Raw genomic sequence first — 19,726 nt, 5'->3', positions numbered from 1 at the left:
GAGACAACTTGTCACTCAGATCCTTGGAGGCTATATCCATCCTGGATTAACTAGAGCCGGCAATGATAATCCTTGCCGACGAAATGAATTATACAAAACTGTAATTTAATTACAAGTATTATTTGCTTTAATTCACAAAAACTTCATTAAAAGTGATTTAATTACAATAATTTCTGATTAAAACTATGTTAACCCATTGTTATCGGCATGTGATCGTTAAAGTAACACCAATACTTACAACAACTTAACAATGAATCACCTACAAAAGTGAAAACCGTAATAAAGCAACCAAAGGGCTTGCAGTTGGCTTTCCGTAGAGAGGATCGCCCTCAACAGCACTGCCTGCAATATCGATATGGGTAAATGCCAGTTCTGTTTCGGCTAATCCAGACGCTTTTATCAAGAAAGCGGCAGGATATTGATGCCCACGAGCCGTAATTGAAGACGGACCATTATTCGATGACACCACATCTGCAGCGCCATTTTTATCGGCAACTTTATCAAAGTCTTCTGGACGTAATTGTGAAACCTCAAATGGTTCCCCCCATAATTGCCCCACTTCAGCTAATGTCGCTGCAACACCTTGCTTTTTAGCCGCGCTATTTTCAACTAATGCAGGGTAACCACCGTAGGCTCGAACAACATGACCGGTTAACGTCGCCACCGAAAACAATTGTGGATTCACCGCAGTTTGAGCCTGTAAACGTAAATGGGATAACAAATCGGCTAGCACTAAACGTCCTTCAGCATCGGTATTACCTATACGGACTCGCACACCTGCGTGACTGGCAATAATTTCATCGGTAACAAATGCATCACTGCCAATACTGTTTCTCACTAACCCAAGCTCGGCGACCACTTTGATCCCTTTAGGTTTAAGTATCGATAGCGCCTTCATTAAACCGGCAACCGCAGCTGCGCCACCTTTATCACGGCTCATGCCAGCCATTGACCCGGCAACTTTAATATCAGCGCCACCAGTGTCGTAAACCACGCCTTTACCCGCAAAGAATAAGGTTTTGGTAATAGTGCCTTCACCAACATATTCAAGCTTTACCACTCGTGGATGATGACGAGCCACATCAAAAGAGCTTCTGCCAACAGCGCTTAATAATGGATATTGCGCTTTTAACTGCTCGGCTTGATCAATCACAGATACAGCCAAACCGCTATCAGCAAAAGCATCAACACAATATTGTGCAAACCCAATAGCCGACATACGCTCAGGTTCTGTACCACAAAGATCGCGCGCCAATACTCGTCCAGACTCTGCCGCATTAAGTAATAAACTATGGGTGGCGGTATTCAATAGTCCAATCGCGGTTAAACTCGGTGGCAAAGACTTTGCTTCTCGTGCTTCTAACGGTTGCCAAAGCTCTTGTCCACAAGCTAGTGCGGCAACTTGTTCAGCATTAGCAAAACGCTTGTCCGTTACACTTGGTACAACTAATAAAGGTTTAGTGGCACCCGCGGCTTTAGCAATGGCAATCCCTTCTCGAGCAGCTTTGGCAAAGATCCTCACATCGCTATACTCATTGCCGCTATCAGCCACTGGAGAGATGATCAATCGACCACCGGCCAACCCTGGTGCAAAAAGGAGCGTGGCACTTTTACCGACACGCATATCAATTTGGCGGGCGTGTGCAGCAAGCAAACTCACTTCATCTTGTTTAATCTCAGCTAAACTCGTCGCTATCACGACAACAGCGTCCCAACCTTCGCCTTCAAAAATAGCCCCATCACTTGTGACATCAATAATTGGCACTTGGAACGCGGTAACCGCTTTATTCACTTGGGTCATACAAGATCCTTACTCTTTAGGAATACAGATAAATTAGTGGGTTCATAATTATTTACAGATTTGTGGACTAAACCTTGGCAAATCGGTATCGCAATATCAAGTAACTGCGCAGAATATGTTAAAATAATTGCAGTTATATTCTGTGTCGTATATCGACTTGATTTCATCTTAGAGGGCGTTTCGTGACTGCATTAACTCAATTATATCCTCAGCCTCTATGGCAATGGTTTGAACAAATTTGCGCTATTCCACATCCATCAAAGCATGAACATGCGTTATCACAACATATTCAGCAATGGGCAAAAGCTCAAGGCCTTGCGGTTGTTGAAGACAAAGTCGGTAACTTGATCATCCGTAAGCCTGCCACAGCAGGAATGGAAAACTGTAAAATCGTGGTGTTACAAGCGCACATTGATATGGTGCCGCAAAAAAATGCCGACAAAGTACATAACTTTGAAACCGATCCGATTGAAGCTTATGTAGACGGTGATTGGGTTAAAGCTAGAGGAACAACCTTAGGCTCTGATAACGGTATTGGTATGTCTTCGGCGCTGGCTGTTTTAGGCAGTAAAGACATTAAGCACGGGCCACTCGAAGTACTGCTCACCATTGATGAAGAAGCTGGCATGACGGGCGCTTTTGGTTTAGAAGCCGGTTACCTTGATGCAGAAATCTTAATCAACACCGACTCTGAGCAAGAAGGTGAAATCTACATGGGTTGTGCTGGAGGTGTTGATGCACAGATAAGTGTACCAATGTCTTGGCAAGCACCAGAACAAAGCAACGCCAGCTTTTCACTGACCATGTCAGGATTAAAAGGCGGTCACTCTGGGGTTAATATTCACCTTGGACGTGGTAATGCCAATAAGTTATTAGCGCGCTTTTTGTTTAAATACAGTGACGAATTAGCCCTAGAGCTAGTTAGCTTTAGTGGTGGCTCGCTGCGTAATGCCATTCCGCGTGAAGCTAACGTGCAATTTATGCTACCAGCAGAAAATATTGACGCACTAAAGCAAGCCATTGAATCGTTCCAAGCCCTAGTTCGTGAAGAATTAGCCGTTGCAGACCCAGGCATGCTACTGAGCTTAGCCACCATAGATGCACCCACCAAAGTCATGGGCGAAGAAGCGCAAAATACCTTAATCGACTTATTACATGCTTGCCCTAACGGCGTAATGCGCATGAGTGATGAAGTGGAAGGCGTCACTGAAACATCACTAAATATAGGCGTGATCAGCACTGAAGATGAAAGCGTAGAAATATTATGCCTTATTCGTTCATTAATTGATTCAGGTCGTGAAGAAGTCACCGGTATGCTAACCGCACTATCAAACCTATCGGGTGCTAGCATTGATTTAAGCGGTGCTTACCCGGGGTGGAAACCAGATACTAGCTCACCTGTAATGGCAATTGTGCGAGACACCTATAACGATATTTATAAAAAAGATCCAACCGTGATGGTTATCCATGCTGGTCTAGAATGTGGTTTATTTAAAGAGCCTTATCCACTAATGGACATGGTCTCTATTGGGCCGACTATTCGTTATCCACATAGCCCTGATGAAATGGTCAACATCACCACTGTTGGTCAGTACTGGGAATTGCTACTTGCCGTATTAGAGCGTATTCCAGCTAAAGAAGCGTAATCAGTAGCGATGATTAATGCGTAAAACTAAAAAACGACAGAAATGTCGTTTTTTAGTTTTAGACTTGAGCGTTTTCATTGCGACTCTAACCTTTAAAACTGCAAATCAAGCTGAGTAATATGTGCCACTGGATTATCTGTAACAGCCAATGTTGTATCAGCTAAACCAACACTAACCCCCAATAAGCGAATACCTCGCCCTTGACTGCGCTGCAGAGCCTGTTGCAGTAAATCATGAAACAAATTAATCGACATTTCATCACTGCGATGTTCGATGGTGGTCTGTTTAAAATCATTAAATTTCAGCTTCACAACTTGCTTGTGGATCTGTCTATCTTTAGCACTGCGATGAACCCGAGCACTCAGTTCTTGGATAAGCTGTGGTAATACTTGACGGCATTGCTCTAAGGTAAAAATGTCTTTGGCTAACGTAGTTTCAACCCCAACAGACTTTCGTACCCGATGCGGACTAATTTGTCTTGGATCTATCCCTTGTGATCGCTCAGCTAATACATGACCAAATTTGCCAAATACCTCAATTAATTGCGCTTTTGGATACTGTTGCACGTCATAGCAGGTGGTTAAGCCAATATCAGCTAACTTTTTTGAAGTGACTTTACCGACGCCAGGAATTTTACTCAGAGGAAGATCTCTTACAAAATCACTAATTTGATTAGGAGTGATGACATATTGACCATTGGGTTTATTTAAATCGGAAGCGATTTTAGCTAAAAACTTAATCGGTGCAATACCCGCTGAAGCGGTTAAACCTGTGGTCTCAAATATATCATTTCGAATAGCCTTGGCAATTAACGTGGCACTGCCTTGGTGAGCATCGCAATCAGTCACATCAAGATAAGCTTCGTCTAGAGACAAGGGTTCGACAAGATCTGTGTATCGATGAAAGATCTCACGTATTTGCACAGACACCGATTTATATACATCCATGCGCCCTGGCACTAAAATTAACTGCGGACACAGCTGCAGTGCATGATAACTGGACATAGCACTTCGCACGCCAAATTTGCGGGCCTCATAACTGCAGGTACTTATCACACCGCGGCGATCACTTCTGCCGCCAACAGCAATGGGCTTTCCTCGTAATTCAGGAAAATCGCGCATTTCTACCGCAGCAAAATAACAATCCATATCGATGTGAATGATTTTACGCATTCTATAACCATCATCATTTACTCAATTAAAAACAATGATACTGTATATAAAAACAGTATTCAATCATTGTCTCACGAACACAAAAAAGCCCAAACAGAGTTGGGCTTTATTAACATGTAACGTGTCGACTAAGTCGTTACATTTTAGTCTGTAAATAGTTCTGTAAACCAATACGTTCAATAAGACCTAATTGCTTTTCTAACCAATACATATGATCAGATTCAGTGTCATCTAATAACACTTCTAAAATTTCACGGGTTTGGTAATCAGCCTTTTGCTCACATAAGCCGATAACCTTACGTAAATGATCAGCCACATGGTATTCATATGCAAGATCATTTTGTAGCATTTGTTGCACATCTTTACCTATGTTGAGCGCTTCACGACTGGCAACATCTGGAGTGCCTTCTAAAAATAAAATACGTTGGATCAACTTAGCTGCATGTAATTTTTCATCGTCTGATTCATGTAGAATACGGGTATAAAGTTCGTTAAATCCCCAATCCTCATACATGTGAGCATGGACAAAATATTGATCCATAGCAGATAATTCGCCGGTTAATAAACTATTGAGCGCATCGATGACTTCTGGATGACCTTTCATAATAATGTCCTATTAATCGTTAATTTGTGATTGAAGGTAATTTTGAATACCCGTTTGAATGATGAGCTCTTGTTGTGATTCAATCCAATCTAAATGCTCTTCTTCATCTTCGAGTAAATCTTCCATTAAATCGCGACTAACATAATCTTGCTGAGTTTCGCATACCTTAATGGCTTCACGCAAAATGGCAATTTGTTCCGTTAACGCAGTGAGATCGCAGCTAAGCATTTCTTCAGCATGTTCACCAATACGCAATTTATCTAACTGTTGTAGGTTAGGTAAACCTTCAAGAAACAATACACGTTCAATCAGCTTGTCAGCATGCTTCATGTCTTCAATCGATTTTTTATATTCTTTCTCATTAAGCTTTTCCAATCCCCAATGCTTAAACATACGAGCATGTAAAAAGTATTGGTTAATAGCGGTCAGCTCACAAGTAAGTACACGATTGAGTTGGCTGATGACTTTAGGATGACCTTTCATAGTAGTGTCCTCGAGAAGTAATGTGATCTTGATCAATTACAAACAGAATAAAACACTATAGGGTAAAATGCAAATTATCCTTTATTTTCACACACTTACAATTGATAACCATTATCATTATAACTAAGCTTTGTAACTGGCCAGCAATACTCAAGCATAAAAAAAGCCTTCAAAATGAAGGCTCTTTACAAAGCATTAGTGAAACAACCTAAGCTTAAAATAATTAACGAGGTTAAATAATACGATTTTGGTTAAGCAACTTATTTCGAGCTTGCTCTTTTTCCATACGGCGTTTGCGTTTATCACATGGATCATCACAGTCACAGGCTTTCTCTATACCTAAAACACCTAAACCACCGCAACTGCCTTCTACCGCTTTTTTCTTTACGATATAGCCAATGGACATTAGCAAAAAAAATAATAATAAAACCACAAACGCTGCAATAAATGTACTCATCACAAACTCCTATTGACTCATTCAGATTAGGGTAAACTGGTTCAATAAATTAGTAGCTCAATCAACCAGTTTAAAAATAAGCAAGCTACTTAAGATACGATTTAAACGCATCACTGTAATAGACCTGATATCCCTGCTCTTGCTTCTCTATCAACATTACCGCTAAATTGTTCTTTTTAGCTAACGCCAATGAAGCCTCTGTACCTAACACCATCATGGCCGTTGCATATCCATCTGCGGTCATACAACTAGAGTGTAACACGGTTGCTGAAGCTAATTGATGCTTTATTGGATAGCCGGTACGAGGATCAATTAAATGTGAGAAGCGCTCACCATTTTCTTGATAAAAGTTACGATAATCACCCGAAGTTGCCAATGACATAGTGCCAGGTTCAATGATTTGCTGAACCGCTTGACCTTCGCTGGTTGGTTGCTCTACAGCTACTCGCCAAGGGGTATTATCACTCTTAGTTCCTTTGACATTCAGTTCGCCACCAATTTCAACTAAATAACCAGATACATGATATTTATCTAATAAAGCGGCAACCTTGTCGACGCCAAAACCTTTGGCAATTGAAGATAAATCGACATACAAATCTGCATTATGCTTGGTTAATGTCAAACCGTTTACAGACAGCTCATGTATGCCCATTTTAGCTTTTGCTGCATCAATTTGAGCTTGAGTAGGTTCTGATATAGGGCGCTTATCGGGACCAAATCCCCATAAATTAACCACTGGGCCTAAAGTGATATCTAATGCACCATCAGTCTCATTATAAAGACGCATGCCCTCTTTAATCACCTTAATTGTATCGGCCGAGACGCTAACGCTCTGCTGCACCTGCAATTGATTAAACTTAGACAGTTCTGAGTCAGGACGGTAAGTCGACATTTGATCGTTAACCACCTCCAATGCCATGTCAATTTCAGCTTGCAGTAGTTGTGGTTCGGGTAAGCTTTTATTACTGACCACTTTAATATGATAAGTGGTACCCATTGTACTGCCAGATAATGAAATAATAGGCTCTGGAGAGCTACATGCACTCACGATTAATAAAACCGCTGGCAATAGCAGTAACTTGATTGAATTTACAGTCATCTCAAATTTACACTTGTATTAAATGAACAAAAAAAATTGCAGCATGCGAGACCTGTGTTTAACCACCCTGTCTGCACTGCTGCAATCTCATGACTTACATGTCGATGTTATGGGTTAACTCATTAACCACCGAAATCATCTAATAAGATATTTTCGTCTTCGACACCTAAATCTTTTAGCATACCAATAACAGCTGCGTTCATCATTGGAGGTCCACACATGTAGAACTCACAATCTTCTGGCGCATCATGGTCACGTAAATAGTTTTCATACAATACGTTATGGATAAATCCAGTATAACCAGTCCAGTTATCTTCTGCTTGCGGATCTGATAACGCGACATGCCATTTGAAGTTCTCATTTTCAGCCGCTAAGCCATCAAAGTCTTCTACATAGAACATTTCACGTTGAGAACGCGCACCGTACCAGAAACTGATCTTACGCTTAGATTTAAGACGCTTTAATTGGTCAAAAATATGTGAGCGCATCGGGGCCATACCTGCACCGCCACCAATAAATACCATTTCTGCATCGGTATCTTTAGCGAAGAACTCACCAAATGGACCAGAAATAGTCACTTTATCACCGGCTTTTAAGCTCCAAATATATGAAGACATTTTACCGCAAGGCAAGGTTAAATTACGTGGCGGTGGCGTAGCAATACGCACGTTCAACATAATAATCCCAAACTCTTCTGGATAGTTAGCCATAGAGTAAGCACGAATAGTTTCTTCGTCTACTTTAGACTCTAACTTGAAGAAACCAAAGTGTTCCCAGTCACCACGATACTTATCAGGCACTTCAAACTCAGCATACTTAATATGATGAGCAGGCGCTTCAATCTGAATGTAACCACCGGCGCGGAAAGGCACAGACTCGCCATCAGGAATTTGCAGCTTAAGTTCTTTAATGAACGTCGCTTTGTTATCGTTAGAGATAACAGCACATTCCCATTTCTTGATGCCGAAGATTTCTTCATCAAGTTCAATTTCCATATCAGATTTAACGTTTACCTGACAAGATAAACGACAACCTTGACGAGCTTCGCCCTTGCTAATGTGATCAAGTTCGGTTGGCAGAATATCACCACCACCAGACTTAATATTCACACGACACTGACCACATGAGCCACCGCCACCACAAGCACTTGATACGAAGATGCCGTTGTCTGCTAAAACGCCAAGTAACTTGCCGCCAGCACCTGTTTTAATTGCTTTATCTGCGTCGCCGTTAATACCAATAATGATATCACCGCTTGCCACTAGTTTTGATTTAGCGAATAAAATCACTAACACCAAAACCAAGACAATCACAGTAAACATACTCACACCTAGATAGACTTCTAGTGGAGTAGATTCAAGAATACCCATTCACTTATCCTTAAAGGTTCAAATTAATGCGTCGTCTCAGTGACTCTTACAGAGAAACACCTGAGAATGACATGAAACCTAGAGCCATAAGACCTGCAGAAACGAAGGTAATCCCTAAGCCTCGTAAGCCATTTGGCACGTCAGAATATTTCATCTTTTCACGGATACCGGCTAGCAATACGATTGCTAACGCCCAACCAATACCAGAGCCAATACCAAATACTACGCTCTCGCCAAGGTTATAATCACGCTCTACCATGAAAGATACTGCACCGAAAATTGCACAGTTCACGGTAATCAAAGGTAAGAAAATACCCAACGCGTTGTACAAAGGTGGAAAATACTTGTCTAAAGCCATTTCCAAAATTTGCACAAGTGCTGCAATCACACCGATAAAGGTGATGAACTTCAAGAAGCTCAAATCAGCATCAGGGAAACCAGCCCAAGCTAGAGCACCTGGAGCTAACAGACCTTGATAAATAATTTGGTTAGCAGGAACCGAAATAGCCAGTACCACGATAACTGCAACACCTAGGCCCATCGCAGTAGTGATTTTCTTTGATACTGCTAAGAAAGTACACATACCTAAGAAGAACGCTAGCGCCATGTTTTCAATGAAAACGGAGCGAATTAATAAACTAATATAATGTTCCATTGCGTTTACCCTTTTGCTTCAACTTGCTCTGGCTTATACGTACGGATCAACCAGATCAGACCACCGATCAAGAAGAATGCACTCGGTGGTAGCAGTAATAAACCGTTAGGTTGATACCAACCACCGTCAGAGATTTTACTGAGGATTTCTACGCCGAATAATGAACCATTACCAAATAGTTCACGCACTACGCCGACAGACAATAGAATTGCACCGTAACCTAAACCGTTACCGATACCATCCATAAAGCTCATCATAGGCGGGGTTTTCATTGCGTAAGCTTCAGCACGACCCATTACGATACAGTTAGTAATAATTAAGCCAACGAACACCGATAACTGCTTAGAAATAGCGTAGGCATAAGCTTGTAATACTTGGTCAACCACAATCACTAACGAAGCAATAATGGTCATCTGTACAATAATACGCACACTGCTTGGAATATGATTACGGATAAGTGAGATAAACAGGTTAGAAAACGCTGTTACCGCAGTTAATGCAATCGTCATTACCAATGCTGTTTCTAACTTACTGGTCACAGCAAGTGCGCTACACACACCCAGAATTTGCAATGCAATTGGGTTGTTATTGATAATAGGTCCGGTTAGAACCTGTTTAAGTTCTTTAGCGTCAGCCATTAGCTTAACCCTCCGTTGTGTGCTTTAGCGATAAAGTTTGCAAAACCTTCTTTACCTAACCAAAACTGCAATGAGTGTTGTACACCGTTACTGGTAAGTGTTGCACCGGAAAGTGCATCAACACCATGAACAGAACTCGCCACTACAGGGTTTTTAGTTACACTAATCGCCAGATTGCCTTGCGCATCAAATAACTGCTTACCTTTCCACAATGCTTTCCATTTTGGATTTTCAACTTCGCCACCTAAACCAGGCGTTTCGCCTTGGTCATAGTAAACAAGTCCTTGAACTGTATTTAAGTCAGCTTCAAGTGCCAAAAGTGCATACATGGTTGACCACAAACCATAACCGTGAATAGGAAGAATGACGCTAGTCAGTTTACCTTCATCATTATGAACAAGGTAAACCACTGCGGTATCTGCAACACGTTTAATCGAGGCAATATCGTTTTCTGGCACAGACGAAGTGTCAGTATCACGAGACGCTTTACGTTGATCATAAAGGTTAGCATTACCTTCAACAAACTCACCGGTTTTAAGATCAACTAAGCGAGCTTCAACATATTGTTCGTACTTGCTTAGGATTTCTTTCTTGGTGACTTTACCTTCTTTGGTATTTATCAGGCTCGCCGCTTCAAGAATATACTTTTGCTTATCGAGTAACTTATTTTCTTGCTGAATAGGCTTTAACACCACGGCAGCGGTCGAAACCAGTACTGAACAGATAAGACATAAGCCGACAACAACAAATAGCGTTCTTCCGAACGAATCTTTATTACTAGCCACGAGCAATCCTCCGCTTGATATTTGACTGTACGACAAAGTGGTCAAATAATGGAGCAAATAGGTTAGCAAACAAAATAGCTAACATAATACCTTCAGGGAATGCAGGGTTAACCACACGGATAAACACTACCATTGCGCCAATAAGGAAACCGTATGCCCACTTAGCGGTATTAGTAAACGACGCAGAAACAGGGTCTGTCGCCATAAACATCATACCAAATGCAAATCCACCTAACACTAAGTGCCAATACCAAGGCATTGCAAACATCGGGTTGGTGTCACTGCCAATCATGTTAAGTAAAGTCGCAATAGCAACCATACCTAAGAAAACACCACTGACAATTCGCCAAGAGGCAATACGGGCATAAATGATAACTAGACCACCGAGCAAAATAGCAAAGGTAGAGACTTCACCGACTGAACCAGGAATGAAGCCCATGAAAGAGTCAATCCAGTTAGCCGTTGAGGCATAGTCAAACGTACCTTGTGCTGCTTGGCTTAATGCTGTTGCACCTGAATAACCATCAGCAACAACCCAAGTAGTATCACCAGACATGCTTAATGGGTAGGCAAAGTACAAGAAAGCTCGACCAGCCAATGCAGGGTTTAAGAAGTTACGCCCTGTACCGCCAAAGATTTCTTTCGCTACAACCACACCGAAGGTAATACCTAGTGCAACCATCCACAATGGAATAGTAGCCGGTAAAGTCAGAGCAAATAGTACCGAGGTAACAAAGAAACCTTCGTTAACTTCATGACCACGCACTGATGCAAATAGCACTTCCCAAAAACCACCGACGATGAAAGTCACGGCGTAGATAGGTAGGAAGAAGCACGCACCGTAGAACATCAAGGACGTTATGCCAGAGTCTGCAGTAAGTTGAGCGCCAAATAACTCAAATAAGCCAACTTGCCAAACATCTGGCGTACCGAAACCGGCTGCCATCGCGACTTGAGCTTGTAAGCCTACGTTATACATACCAAAAAACATTGCTGGGAATGTACATGCCCAAACCGTAATCATGATACGTTTTAGGTCAACATTATCGCGAACGTGGGTAGCCCCTTTGTTCACTTTACCCGGAGTATAAAATACTGTGGCAGCCGCTTCATAAAGGGCATACCACTTTTCGTACTTGCCGCCTTTTTCAAATTGCGGCTCAATACGTTCGATAAAATCTTTCAAACTCATTAGCCTTCCCTCTCGATCGTATCTAAACAATCACGCAAATATGAACCGTAGTCATACTTACCTGGACATACGAACGTACACAATGCCAAATCTTCTTCATCTAACTCTAATGCGCCTAAACGGGCTGCGCCGTCAAAATCGCCAGAGAGTAAATCACGAAGTAGCATAGTAGGTAGAATGTCTAGAGGCATCACGCGTTCATAGTTACCAATAGGTACCATTGCACGGTCTGAACCGCAGGTGCTAGTGGTCATATTAAATAGACGCGATGGGCTTAAGTGGCCTAAGAATGCACGAGTGATAGAGAATTTATCTGCGCCAGGCATAGCCCAACCGAACAATTCTTTTTCTGTCCCTTCTTCCAGTACGCTCACCTGCTGATGATAGCGCCCCAAATAAGCTTGAGGTCCAACCGCTGTGCGACCGCTTAACACTGAGCCCGAAATCACACGAACACCATCACCAACTGTTTCATCAGCAGTCAGTTCAGTCATGCTTGCACCCAAAACGGTACGAACTAGACGAGGTTTTTTCGCTTTAGGACCACCAATTGCAACCACACGTTCAGTGTTTAATACACCTTGAGTGAACAGTTGACCAAAAGCAATCACATCCTGATAGCCAATATGCCACACAGTACGAGTTGCAGAAGCTGGAAGAACGTTGTGAATATGCGTACCCACAAGGCCTGCTGGATGTTTACCCGCAAACTCTTGGACTTGCGCATTGGCTGCTGGGATATCGGCACCTTGTGCTTTACATAGGTAAACTTTACCTTCAGTCAATCGTGCTAGAACCTTAAGGCCGTTAGCAAAATCTTCTTTATGTTGAGCTATGACTACCACAGGATCGGCAGCAAGAGGTTGGGTATCAATTGCAGTAACAAAAATACCTGCAGCAGTAGCATCTACAGCCGGCACTTTACTGAAAGGGCGTGTACGTAAAGCAGTCCACAAACCTGAGTCAATCAGATTATCACGAACAACTTGTACGTCTAACGTGTCTAACTTATCAGCATCGTATTGAGCAAAAGTAACGCTATCGTCACCTTCCACAGCAATAACAACTGACTGAAGTACACGTCTTGCACCTCGGTTGATTTCTAAAATAGTACCACTGGCTAAAGCCGTATATTTAACGCCTAAGTTCTTTTTATCTTCAAAAAGAACTTGGCCTTTTTGTACTTTATCGCCCACTTTGATTTTCATCGTTGGACGTAAGCCAATATACTCTTCACCCAAAGTCGCTACGTGTCTAATGGCTGGGCCATTATGGATAACTTGCTCTGGTCCGCCTGCTATAGGCAGTTCCAATCCTTTCTTAATTGTAATCATATCCACAAGCACTACGTTTGAAGGAAAGACAATGCGCCACGTTCCGCTGCAAAAACAAAGCATTAACAAATGCCTCACGTTTGAGCTAGCGCAGATTTAACTCGAAAATGCGATCGTAATCACGCTGGTCGCGCGCATTTTACCGCAAATATGAGACTATCGCCACGAAAATTATAGGTGTTTTCATACCAATACATTACTTTGCTAAATGATTTTTAGATCAGACTGAACGAATAAGAACCTGCAAGGTTATGCCGTATACTAAAATCTGATAAAAAAACTATCGCATTAATTTTAAAGAAATAAATTTCAGCTGTTCAACCACGAGAACAATTGTGACATAAATAATACTCCCCAAATGAGTCATCACTTGAGGAGTATTGGTATTTTGACATCAAAGTCACATCAGTTGTGATCGACTATGTCTACAGCTTACCTTAGCCTATAAACGATTCTCTAGAAATGGCCTTGATAACCAAAGTAAGTCGTCATTTCAGACTGTCCTTGGGATCCCATTACAGTGCGATTTGCCACTAACTCTTCGTCTAACAAATTCTCTACACGAACATACAGCTCGTGCTGCTCAGTCAAACGGTAAGTTGCGGCGATATCAACTTTCCATTGACTATCGATAGCACGCTCATTTGTGAAGCCACCTTGATAACCTAATTCAGATTGATACAAGGCTTGAGCCATAATAGAAAAGTCGCCATAAACAACACCTGAGCTTAAGGTCAGTTGTTGTTCAGGTACCCAAGGTAGTTGACTATTAGCAGCAAAACATCCCATCAACTCATTGCAATTAGCATTATCTGTTTCAGCTTGGGTATATTGATATTTGGCTTTAAGAGGAATTGAAAAACTATCAAAACTAACGCCATAGGCTATGCTCAAATCTGCGCCGACAACTGAGACATCTTTAATATTCTCTTGTAATGATATTTGCTCATAATCACATACCATGCCCGGCAAACAGCTCACATGCTGGCTATCGTAATCATGGATATAAGCCGTCATGGCAATCGATAAAGCATCTTGTTGATAGCTTAACGCTAATTGATATTGCAGTGCTTCTTGCGCCGTTTGCTCAATATTGCCAGCTGATGCGGCGGTCCAAGCTTGTTTGGCTTGTAACGCGGCTAACCAAGGCCCACTCTGATAAGCCACTTCAATAGATGGCAACCAGCCATCATCAGAAAAATCAGCAGCATTAAGACTCGTATTTACATCACCAAGCTCGCGCGAAACACTGACATGCTCATAACCTAAACCAAGGTTAACAGACCACTGACCATAATTTAATTTGGTATCTACCGCAGATGAAAAAGCTGAAGCATCGTCAGTATATGTTAGGGCATATTCATTGTCTGTGGTGGGCAAAAGTACCAAATCATTGCCCCATAACCAATCTCGTTGACCTAAACGCATTTCAGCTTTGTCGGTGTGATAACGTGCACTATAAGTCACTTGATGTTGACCATACATAGTGACACCTTTAGTTTGCACACCAAAGCCAGCAAAGTCGTTGTTTTGCGTTAACGCGCCTAAGTTCATGCCATCGACAGTGGGTGATGTTTCAAACGTCGCAATGTCAGTTAGTGAGTCATTATCAATCTGCACACCATCAACAAAACGCATTTCTTGAGTTTGTTGCGAATAGGTTTGATAGTAAAAATCAGTATCCATGGTTGACGTCGCTGACAATATCACCTTATGAGCGAGTACATAACGTTGACGTTCGCCATCTGTGTTATCTGTGCTGGATGCGGAATATAAGGCAGTCGGGTTTAAGGCGAAATCTGCAGAGGTTAGCCCTAAGTTTCCGCGATCACTGTCTTGCGATGAATACTGGTAACTGAATTCGGTAGTCTGTTGGTTGCGCGCACCAGGTAAACTTTTGGCTGCTATTTTAAATAAAATATCTTTTTGGGTGGTATCGGCCTCTTGCGAAATACGATAACCGACATCGTCTGACGCTGATTGATAATCAACCGCCAGTAACATACCAGATTCTTTTGAAGTGCCACTCACTATGACACCACCATTGATGGCGCTATTATCACTGCCTTCAAGGTTAACATCAGTTGCAGCTTTTTTAGGGCTAATTTGTACAGACTGATAATCCAATTTACCAAAAGCGGCTTCAGAGCTTTCGGTGACACTGGTCATCCCCGTAAAGGATACTTGTTGTTGATGCAACAAATTAGGTTGCAATACTAGATGCTGTCCTGAATACGGCGCCGGAGAAAAGAAGATTCCATCTTGTAAAATAGCAACACCGTCTGTGGCACCCGCATGGGTGAACATCACATTTTGATGTGGTGTAGCAGGTAATACTGTTGCGCCCGCCAAACCGAGCACAATATCACTCTGACGATAATGATATTGGCTTATTGATGACTGCTGCAACTCAAGTTGATTATTAATCTTATCAATAGACTCTGTTACCGTTTCGGCAACAGCATTGGTTGAATAGCAAACATAAAGCACTGCGGTGGCTATCACTGACAGGCTAAATGGGTGGTTAGACATATTAATCTCCGTATATGTGTCTGTTCACGCAAAAATCGCTTAATTTGACAAGTTACTAACTAAAACATAAGCATCACAATAACGGTTTTTTTCACATAAAAATAGCGTACTTTTAACGTTTACTCGACATTGAGATGTGCTATTTTCAAAAAAAGCGGCTAAAGCCGCTTTATGATTACCGAGTTAATCAATTGAATTATAATTTACCTAAAATTTCATCACTCAGTTTGAGATCATCATTTTGGTTAACGCTTACGCCAGCAGCAATAATCATCCGCGCAATATCTTGAGCTTGTTCTAATGAGTGCATCTCGTATGTGCCACATTGATACTCATTTAATTCAGGGATATCTTTTTGATCAATCACATTTGTGACGTCAATCATGGCTGCTAACCAAGCATCAGCAACGTTACTTTCTGTCGGTTGACCAATTAAGCTCATGTAAAAACCTGTGCGACATCCCATAGGTGAAATGTCAATAATCTCAATACCATCACCATTCAAATGATCACGCATAAAGCCAGCGAATAAATGCTCAAGCGTATGAATACCACGCTCGCTGAGGATATCTTTATTGGGTGCACAAAAACGCAAATCGAATACAGTAATAGCATCGCCACTTGGCGTGCTCATATGCTTAGCAACACGAACCGCTGGCGCATTCATACGTGTATGGTCTACGGTAAAACTGTCTAATAAAGGCATTGCTTTCTCCAAAATAAATTTAAAAATCTTACAATATAAAGCCTAATAACCAGATACTATCACTATTCCAGCATTGTCACAGTCAGAGTTTACTGCGGATGTTGTTCATCTATTTCAAACTGACTTAACGCATCTTCGGTATAACTAAAATAACGTTTCACAGACTTCTCATTAGCGATATATGACTCTAATACTTTATTAAATAGCGGATCTTTAGCCGCTTCATGATTAAGGACATCATCTCGGGCATTTTTTAATGCTCGCATAACACTATAGGGAAAAGCTTTCACTTGGACATTGTGTTCGTTAAGCAATACGTCCATGGCAGCAATATGGCCTTGAGTATAATCATCTAACATATCTTGGTTAATCGCACTTGCCGCAACTTTAACCATCATTTGTAAATCTTCAGGCAAGGCAGAGAAAGCCTGCTTGTTAATGAGAAATTCCATGGTCGATCCAGGCTCGTGCCAGCCTGGATAATAGTAGTACTTAGCCACCTGATACAAACCTAGCGATAAATCATTATAAGGTCCGACCCACTCAGCAGCATCAATAGCCCCGGTTTGAAGCGCGCTATATAATTCCCTGCCAGCTAGCGCATCAACAGGAACACCACCCAGTTTCTTAAGCACCTCGCCCCCAATACCGGGTAGGCGCATTTTAAGACCTTTAAAATCTTCAGGTGTTGCAATGACTTTATTAAACCAGCCGCCCATTTGCATGCCGGTATTTCCTCCTGCTAACGGTAACACGCCAAAAGGCTGATAAACTTCCTCCCACAATGCCATCCCACCACCATAATGAAGCCATGCATTCATCTGTTGTGCGGTTAAACCAAAAGGAATTGATGAAAAAAACTGCGCGGCGGAAGCTTTGCCTTTCCAATAATATGAAGCGCTATGTGCCATTTCAATGGTGCCTTTACTTACACCATCAAAAACCGATAATGCAGGCATCAACTCCCCGGCGCCATAAACCGTAATCACTAAACGTCCGTTTGACATTTGTTTGACTAACTGCGCAAATCGTTCTGGGGCCATGCCTAAACCGGGCAAGTTTTTCGGCCATGAGGTTGCCAAACGCCATTTAATAACTTGATGAGGGAGTAAATCAGTTTGAGAAACAGAGTTTACCTTTGCAGGCGCCTCTTGTTGACAGCCAAATAGTAATATAAGAACCATTAACCAGCAGATTGGTACCACCTTGCCCATGTCTATATCCTTTATCAATCAGGCTCTTCTACTCCATGACTGTAACATATTCATAACGAGTGACAAATACAACTGATTTACGACAAAAACAAAAAACCTCACGTCATCGGTGAGGTTTTTTATACACTAGACAAAGTGAAAAACATTAGCCTTTACAGTTAGGCGTTTTAGGTACTTCATCTAAAGCTTGCCATTCTGGCTGGCTGTAAGCATTGATAGATAAGGCATGTACACCGTTGGCTAATTCGTCTGCAAGTGCTTGGTTAACCAAACGGTGACGAGCAAGTAAACGCTGTTCGCTAAATTGATCGCTAACTACAACCACTTTAAAATGGGTTTCTGAATTAGGCGGCACATGATGACGGTTACTTTCATTAATCACCTCTAGATGCAATGGCGCAAAAGCGTGATTCAATTTATCGGTAATGATTTGTTCGACAGACATAGTGATACTCTTATTAATCCATATCGATGAAATCGCAGGGTACTGGTTTGCCGAATAAAGGTCAAACAAGCAGGGTAAAAGTTAACGTTTGAGCACAGCTTTCTCAAGTCGAACTGACATTAACTCCTTGGCCAATCGGTTATATCGACACTATCGATAAAATATAACGCATGGCTCTCATCATGTTGCTGTAATGCCTCACGTCCCAACCATGCATTAATAAATAATCCTTGTGGATCGTATGTCTGCTGCTGTTTTTGCAGATTAAAACGTCTCGAACCGCGTGGGTCGGCGCCAACACCGGCTAGATACTGCCAATTGCCCCAATTCACAGCTGGATCATAATCAATTAATTGCTGTTGAAAATACGCCGCCCCATAACGCCAATCACATTGCAGTTCATTGACCAAGCAACTTACTACAATTTGCCTGCCGCGGTTTGACATATAGCCAGTGTCATTTAACTGCTTCATCAATGCATTCACAAACGGATAAGGTGTCGTGGCGGTTTTCCAAGCTTGAATGCGTTGGGCGTAAAAACTGGTTAATGGTTTACGCCCATTAATGCCTGAAAATCTAAACACCAGCGTATTGAATTTATGCGCGTAAAAATGGAAATACTCACGCCAAAGCAGCTCATACAAAATACACTCGGTCGATTCGTTAGCACCTTGTTGCAACTCAAATTGCTTTAATGCTACCACGACTTGTCTTGCCGATAAGCAACCATTGGCTAACCAAGGCGAAAACTTTGTTGAGCATTCCCAGCCATCAAGTTCGTTGCGTACCGCTTTATAGTTATGGGCTAAATTTGACGAAAAGTAACTGTCTAATTGCAATTTTCCTTGTGCTTCACCACCGCAAAAGACATTGTTCATCGTTTGAGTTTGTGGCAACCAACTAGGATAAGCCAGCCAAGACTGAAGTTGTTTGTCTTGTTGCTTAAGTGCAACCATAGGCGGGAGCCAAGATACTGCATCAGTGGCTGGGCTGATATTAACGTTGTCGACCTTTTTACGAAACTGGCTGAATGTCGCAGCCAGATCGGCTAATTCAAAAGGCAGTTGCTGCAGCTCAAACAGCGTTTGCGTAGTAATAGTCGAATATTCAATATTGGGGCATTGCTGCTGAATCACTTGCCAAGCCGTTTGCTCATCGGCACCACTATGGTTACTACGGTATACCCTTGAAATATTATGAGTTTGAATTATATAGGGTAACGATTTTTGCGCTGAGGCATAAACAATATGCACCTGTTGACCATATTGATTCAACGTTTCGTCTAAAGCCCGTAATGACTCCAGTAAAAAACGCAGTCGGTACTTACCAACATACTCAGCCTGATATTGAGCTTGACGAAACCAGCTAGGGTCGATGCAGTACACCACCATCAACTGTTGTGCATGCAGGGCGATATCTGCAAAAATGGCATTATCTGCTACCCGCAGATCATCACCTAACCAATAAAGTGCATTGACAGTAGATTGGGACGTCGATTGTAGGTTCGAGTCTTCGAAAGTTTGCCCACCAGCATTATTCATCTATTCATTACCACAGTTTGTACTAATGCTAATGAGTACGTATACATAGCGG

General features: G+C 41.9%; 18 protein-coding genes. 1 reads left to right on the top strand and 17 read right to left on the bottom strand.

The genetic code is table 11. The features are described from left to right. Positions 1-259 precede the first annotated feature (259 nt). Positions 260-1,801 carry a leucyl aminopeptidase family protein gene (locus tag H5123_RS09855; RefSeq protein WP_182697850.1) on the bottom strand — a complete coding sequence of 514 codons (1,542 nt, stop codon included), beginning with the start codon at positions 1,799-1,801 and terminating at the stop codon, positions 260-262. A gap of 182 nt (positions 1,802-1,983) precedes the next feature. Between H5123_RS09855 and H5123_RS09850 the strand changes: the two genes are divergently transcribed. Next, positions 1,984-3,447 carry an aminoacyl-histidine dipeptidase gene (locus tag H5123_RS09850; RefSeq protein WP_182697849.1) on the top strand — a complete coding sequence of 488 codons (1,464 nt, stop codon included), beginning with the start codon at positions 1,984-1,986 and terminating at the stop codon, positions 3,445-3,447. 92 nt (positions 3,448-3,539) lie between these two features. Here the strand turns inward: H5123_RS09850 and dinB are convergent, their stop codons facing one another. The 16 genes from dinB to H5123_RS09770 form a co-directional block, all read right to left on the bottom strand. Beyond that, complete coding sequence (gene dinB / locus H5123_RS09845) at positions 3,540-4,619, bottom strand: DNA polymerase IV (RefSeq protein ID WP_182697848.1); 1,080 nt, start codon at positions 4,617-4,619, stop codon at positions 3,540-3,542. Positions 4,620-4,755: 136 nt separating this feature from the next. After that, positions 4,756-5,223, bottom strand: coding sequence for a bacterioferritin (bfr, locus tag H5123_RS09840; protein ID WP_124015678.1), 468 nt, complete (start codon positions 5,221-5,223; stop codon positions 4,756-4,758). Between the two features lie 12 nt (positions 5,224-5,235). After that, positions 5,236-5,706 carry a bacterioferritin gene (gene bfr / locus H5123_RS09835; RefSeq protein ID WP_182697847.1) on the bottom strand — a complete coding sequence of 157 codons (471 nt, stop codon included), beginning with the start codon at positions 5,704-5,706 and terminating at the stop codon, positions 5,236-5,238. A 232-nt stretch (positions 5,707-5,938) separates the two neighbouring features. Next, positions 5,939-6,163: a (Na+)-NQR maturation NqrM gene (gene nqrM, locus H5123_RS09830; protein WP_124015676.1), complete on the bottom strand. Its 225-nt coding sequence runs from the start codon at positions 6,161-6,163 to the stop codon at positions 5,939-5,941. 85 nt (positions 6,164-6,248) lie between these two features. After that, entirely contained in the window at positions 6,249-7,262 is a 1,014-nt protein-coding gene (locus H5123_RS09825) for an FAD:protein FMN transferase (RefSeq protein WP_182697846.1), read from the bottom strand. 122 nt (positions 7,263-7,384) lie between these two features. Beyond that, positions 7,385-8,632 (bottom strand): NADH:ubiquinone reductase (Na(+)-transporting) subunit F, encoded by a 1,248-nt coding sequence (gene nqrF, locus H5123_RS09820; RefSeq protein ID WP_124015674.1) that lies wholly within the window; start codon positions 8,630-8,632, stop codon positions 7,385-7,387. Positions 8,633-8,678: 46 nt separating this feature from the next. Further along, positions 8,679-9,287: an NADH:ubiquinone reductase (Na(+)-transporting) subunit E gene (gene nqrE / locus H5123_RS09815; RefSeq protein WP_101085796.1), complete on the bottom strand. Its 609-nt coding sequence runs from the start codon at positions 9,285-9,287 to the stop codon at positions 8,679-8,681. Positions 9,288-9,292: 5 nt separating this feature from the next. Then, a complete protein-coding gene (locus H5123_RS09810; RefSeq protein WP_011636426.1) occupies positions 9,293-9,925 on the bottom strand; it encodes an NADH:ubiquinone reductase (Na(+)-transporting) subunit D in 633 nt (210 codons plus the stop codon). Continuing rightward, a complete protein-coding gene (locus H5123_RS09805) occupies positions 9,925-10,710 on the bottom strand; it encodes a Na(+)-translocating NADH-quinone reductase subunit C (RefSeq protein WP_124015673.1) in 786 nt (261 codons plus the stop codon). Before H5123_RS09805 ends, H5123_RS09810 begins: the two co-directional genes overlap by 1 nt. Further along, a complete protein-coding gene (locus H5123_RS09800; protein WP_124015672.1) occupies positions 10,703-11,902 on the bottom strand; it encodes an NADH:ubiquinone reductase (Na(+)-transporting) subunit B in 1,200 nt (399 codons plus the stop codon). Before H5123_RS09800 ends, H5123_RS09805 begins: the two co-directional genes overlap by 8 nt. Then, positions 11,902-13,236, bottom strand: coding sequence for a Na(+)-translocating NADH-quinone reductase subunit A (locus H5123_RS09795; RefSeq protein ID WP_182697845.1), 1,335 nt, complete (start codon positions 13,234-13,236; stop codon positions 11,902-11,904). Before H5123_RS09795 ends, H5123_RS09800 begins: the two co-directional genes overlap by 1 nt. A gap of 456 nt (positions 13,237-13,692) precedes the next feature. Continuing rightward, on the bottom strand, positions 13,693-15,768 hold the full coding sequence (locus H5123_RS09790) for a TonB-dependent receptor (protein WP_182697844.1): 2,076 nt from the start codon (positions 15,766-15,768) through the stop codon (positions 13,693-13,695). A 196-nt stretch (positions 15,769-15,964) separates the two neighbouring features. Then, on the bottom strand, positions 15,965-16,474 hold the full coding sequence (gene luxS / locus H5123_RS09785) for an S-ribosylhomocysteine lyase (protein WP_124015669.1): 510 nt from the start codon (positions 16,472-16,474) through the stop codon (positions 15,965-15,967). 89 nt (positions 16,475-16,563) lie between these two features. After that, positions 16,564-17,688, bottom strand: a complete 1,125-nt coding sequence (locus H5123_RS09780; RefSeq protein WP_182697843.1) for a TRAP transporter substrate-binding protein — start codon at positions 17,686-17,688, stop codon at positions 16,564-16,566. A gap of 145 nt (positions 17,689-17,833) precedes the next feature. Next, positions 17,834-18,133, bottom strand: a complete 300-nt coding sequence (locus H5123_RS09775) for a BolA family transcriptional regulator (protein WP_124015667.1) — start codon at positions 18,131-18,133, stop codon at positions 17,834-17,836. Positions 18,134-18,252: 119 nt separating this feature from the next. Beyond that, positions 18,253-19,674, bottom strand: a complete 1,422-nt coding sequence (locus H5123_RS09770) for a DASH family cryptochrome (RefSeq protein ID WP_182697842.1) — start codon at positions 19,672-19,674, stop codon at positions 18,253-18,255. Positions 19,675-19,726 lie beyond the last annotated feature (52 nt).

Source organism: Shewanella sp. SR43-4 (assembly GCF_014163845.1).
GTDB classification, from domain to species: domain Bacteria; phylum Pseudomonadota; class Gammaproteobacteria; order Enterobacterales; family Shewanellaceae; genus Shewanella; species Shewanella vesiculosa.
The sequence above is the reverse complement of the archived record's forward strand: the minus strand, read 5'-3'. Positions and strand labels throughout refer to the sequence as shown.

Bases quoted from the DNA above. Each gene is read 5' to 3' on its own strand.
- H5123_RS09855 (WP_182697850.1), bottom strand. From the start codon at position 1,801: ATGACCCAAGTGAATAAAGCGGTTACCGCGTTCCAAGTGCCAATTATT.
- dinB (WP_182697848.1), bottom strand. From the start codon at position 4,619: ATGCGTAAAATCATTCACATCGATATGGATTGTTATTTTGCTGCGGTA.
- bfr (WP_124015678.1), bottom strand. From the start codon at position 5,223: ATGAAAGGTCATCCAGAAGTCATCGATGCGCTCAATAGTTTATTAACC.
- bfr (WP_182697847.1), bottom strand. From the start codon at position 5,706: ATGAAAGGTCATCCTAAAGTCATCAGCCAACTCAATCGTGTACTTACT.
- nqrM (WP_124015676.1), bottom strand. From the start codon at position 6,163: ATGAGTACATTTATTGCAGCGTTTGTGGTTTTATTATTATTTTTTTTG.
- H5123_RS09825 (WP_182697846.1), bottom strand. From the start codon at position 7,262: ATGACTGTAAATTCAATCAAGTTACTGCTATTGCCAGCGGTTTTATTA.
- nqrF (WP_124015674.1), bottom strand. From the start codon at position 8,632: ATGGGTATTCTTGAATCTACTCCACTAGAAGTCTATCTAGGTGTGAGT.
- nqrE (WP_101085796.1), bottom strand. From the start codon at position 9,287: ATGGAACATTATATTAGTTTATTAATTCGCTCCGTTTTCATTGAAAAC.
- H5123_RS09810 (WP_011636426.1), bottom strand. From the start codon at position 9,925: ATGGCTGACGCTAAAGAACTTAAACAGGTTCTAACCGGACCTATTATC.
- H5123_RS09800 (WP_124015672.1), bottom strand. From the start codon at position 11,902: ATGAGTTTGAAAGATTTTATCGAACGTATTGAGCCGCAATTTGAAAAA.
- H5123_RS09795 (WP_182697845.1), bottom strand. From the start codon at position 13,236: ATGATTACAATTAAGAAAGGATTGGAACTGCCTATAGCAGGCGGACCA.
- H5123_RS09790 (WP_182697844.1), bottom strand. From the start codon at position 15,768: ATGTCTAACCACCCATTTAGCCTGTCAGTGATAGCCACCGCAGTGCTT.
- luxS (WP_124015669.1), bottom strand. From the start codon at position 16,474: ATGCCTTTATTAGACAGTTTTACCGTAGACCATACACGTATGAATGCG.
- H5123_RS09780 (WP_182697843.1), bottom strand. From the start codon at position 17,688: ATGGGCAAGGTGGTACCAATCTGCTGGTTAATGGTTCTTATATTACTA.
- H5123_RS09775 (WP_124015667.1), bottom strand. From the start codon at position 18,133: ATGTCTGTCGAACAAATCATTACCGATAAATTGAATCACGCTTTTGCG.
- H5123_RS09770 (WP_182697842.1), bottom strand. From the start codon at position 19,674: ATGAATAATGCTGGTGGGCAAACTTTCGAAGACTCGAACCTACAATCG.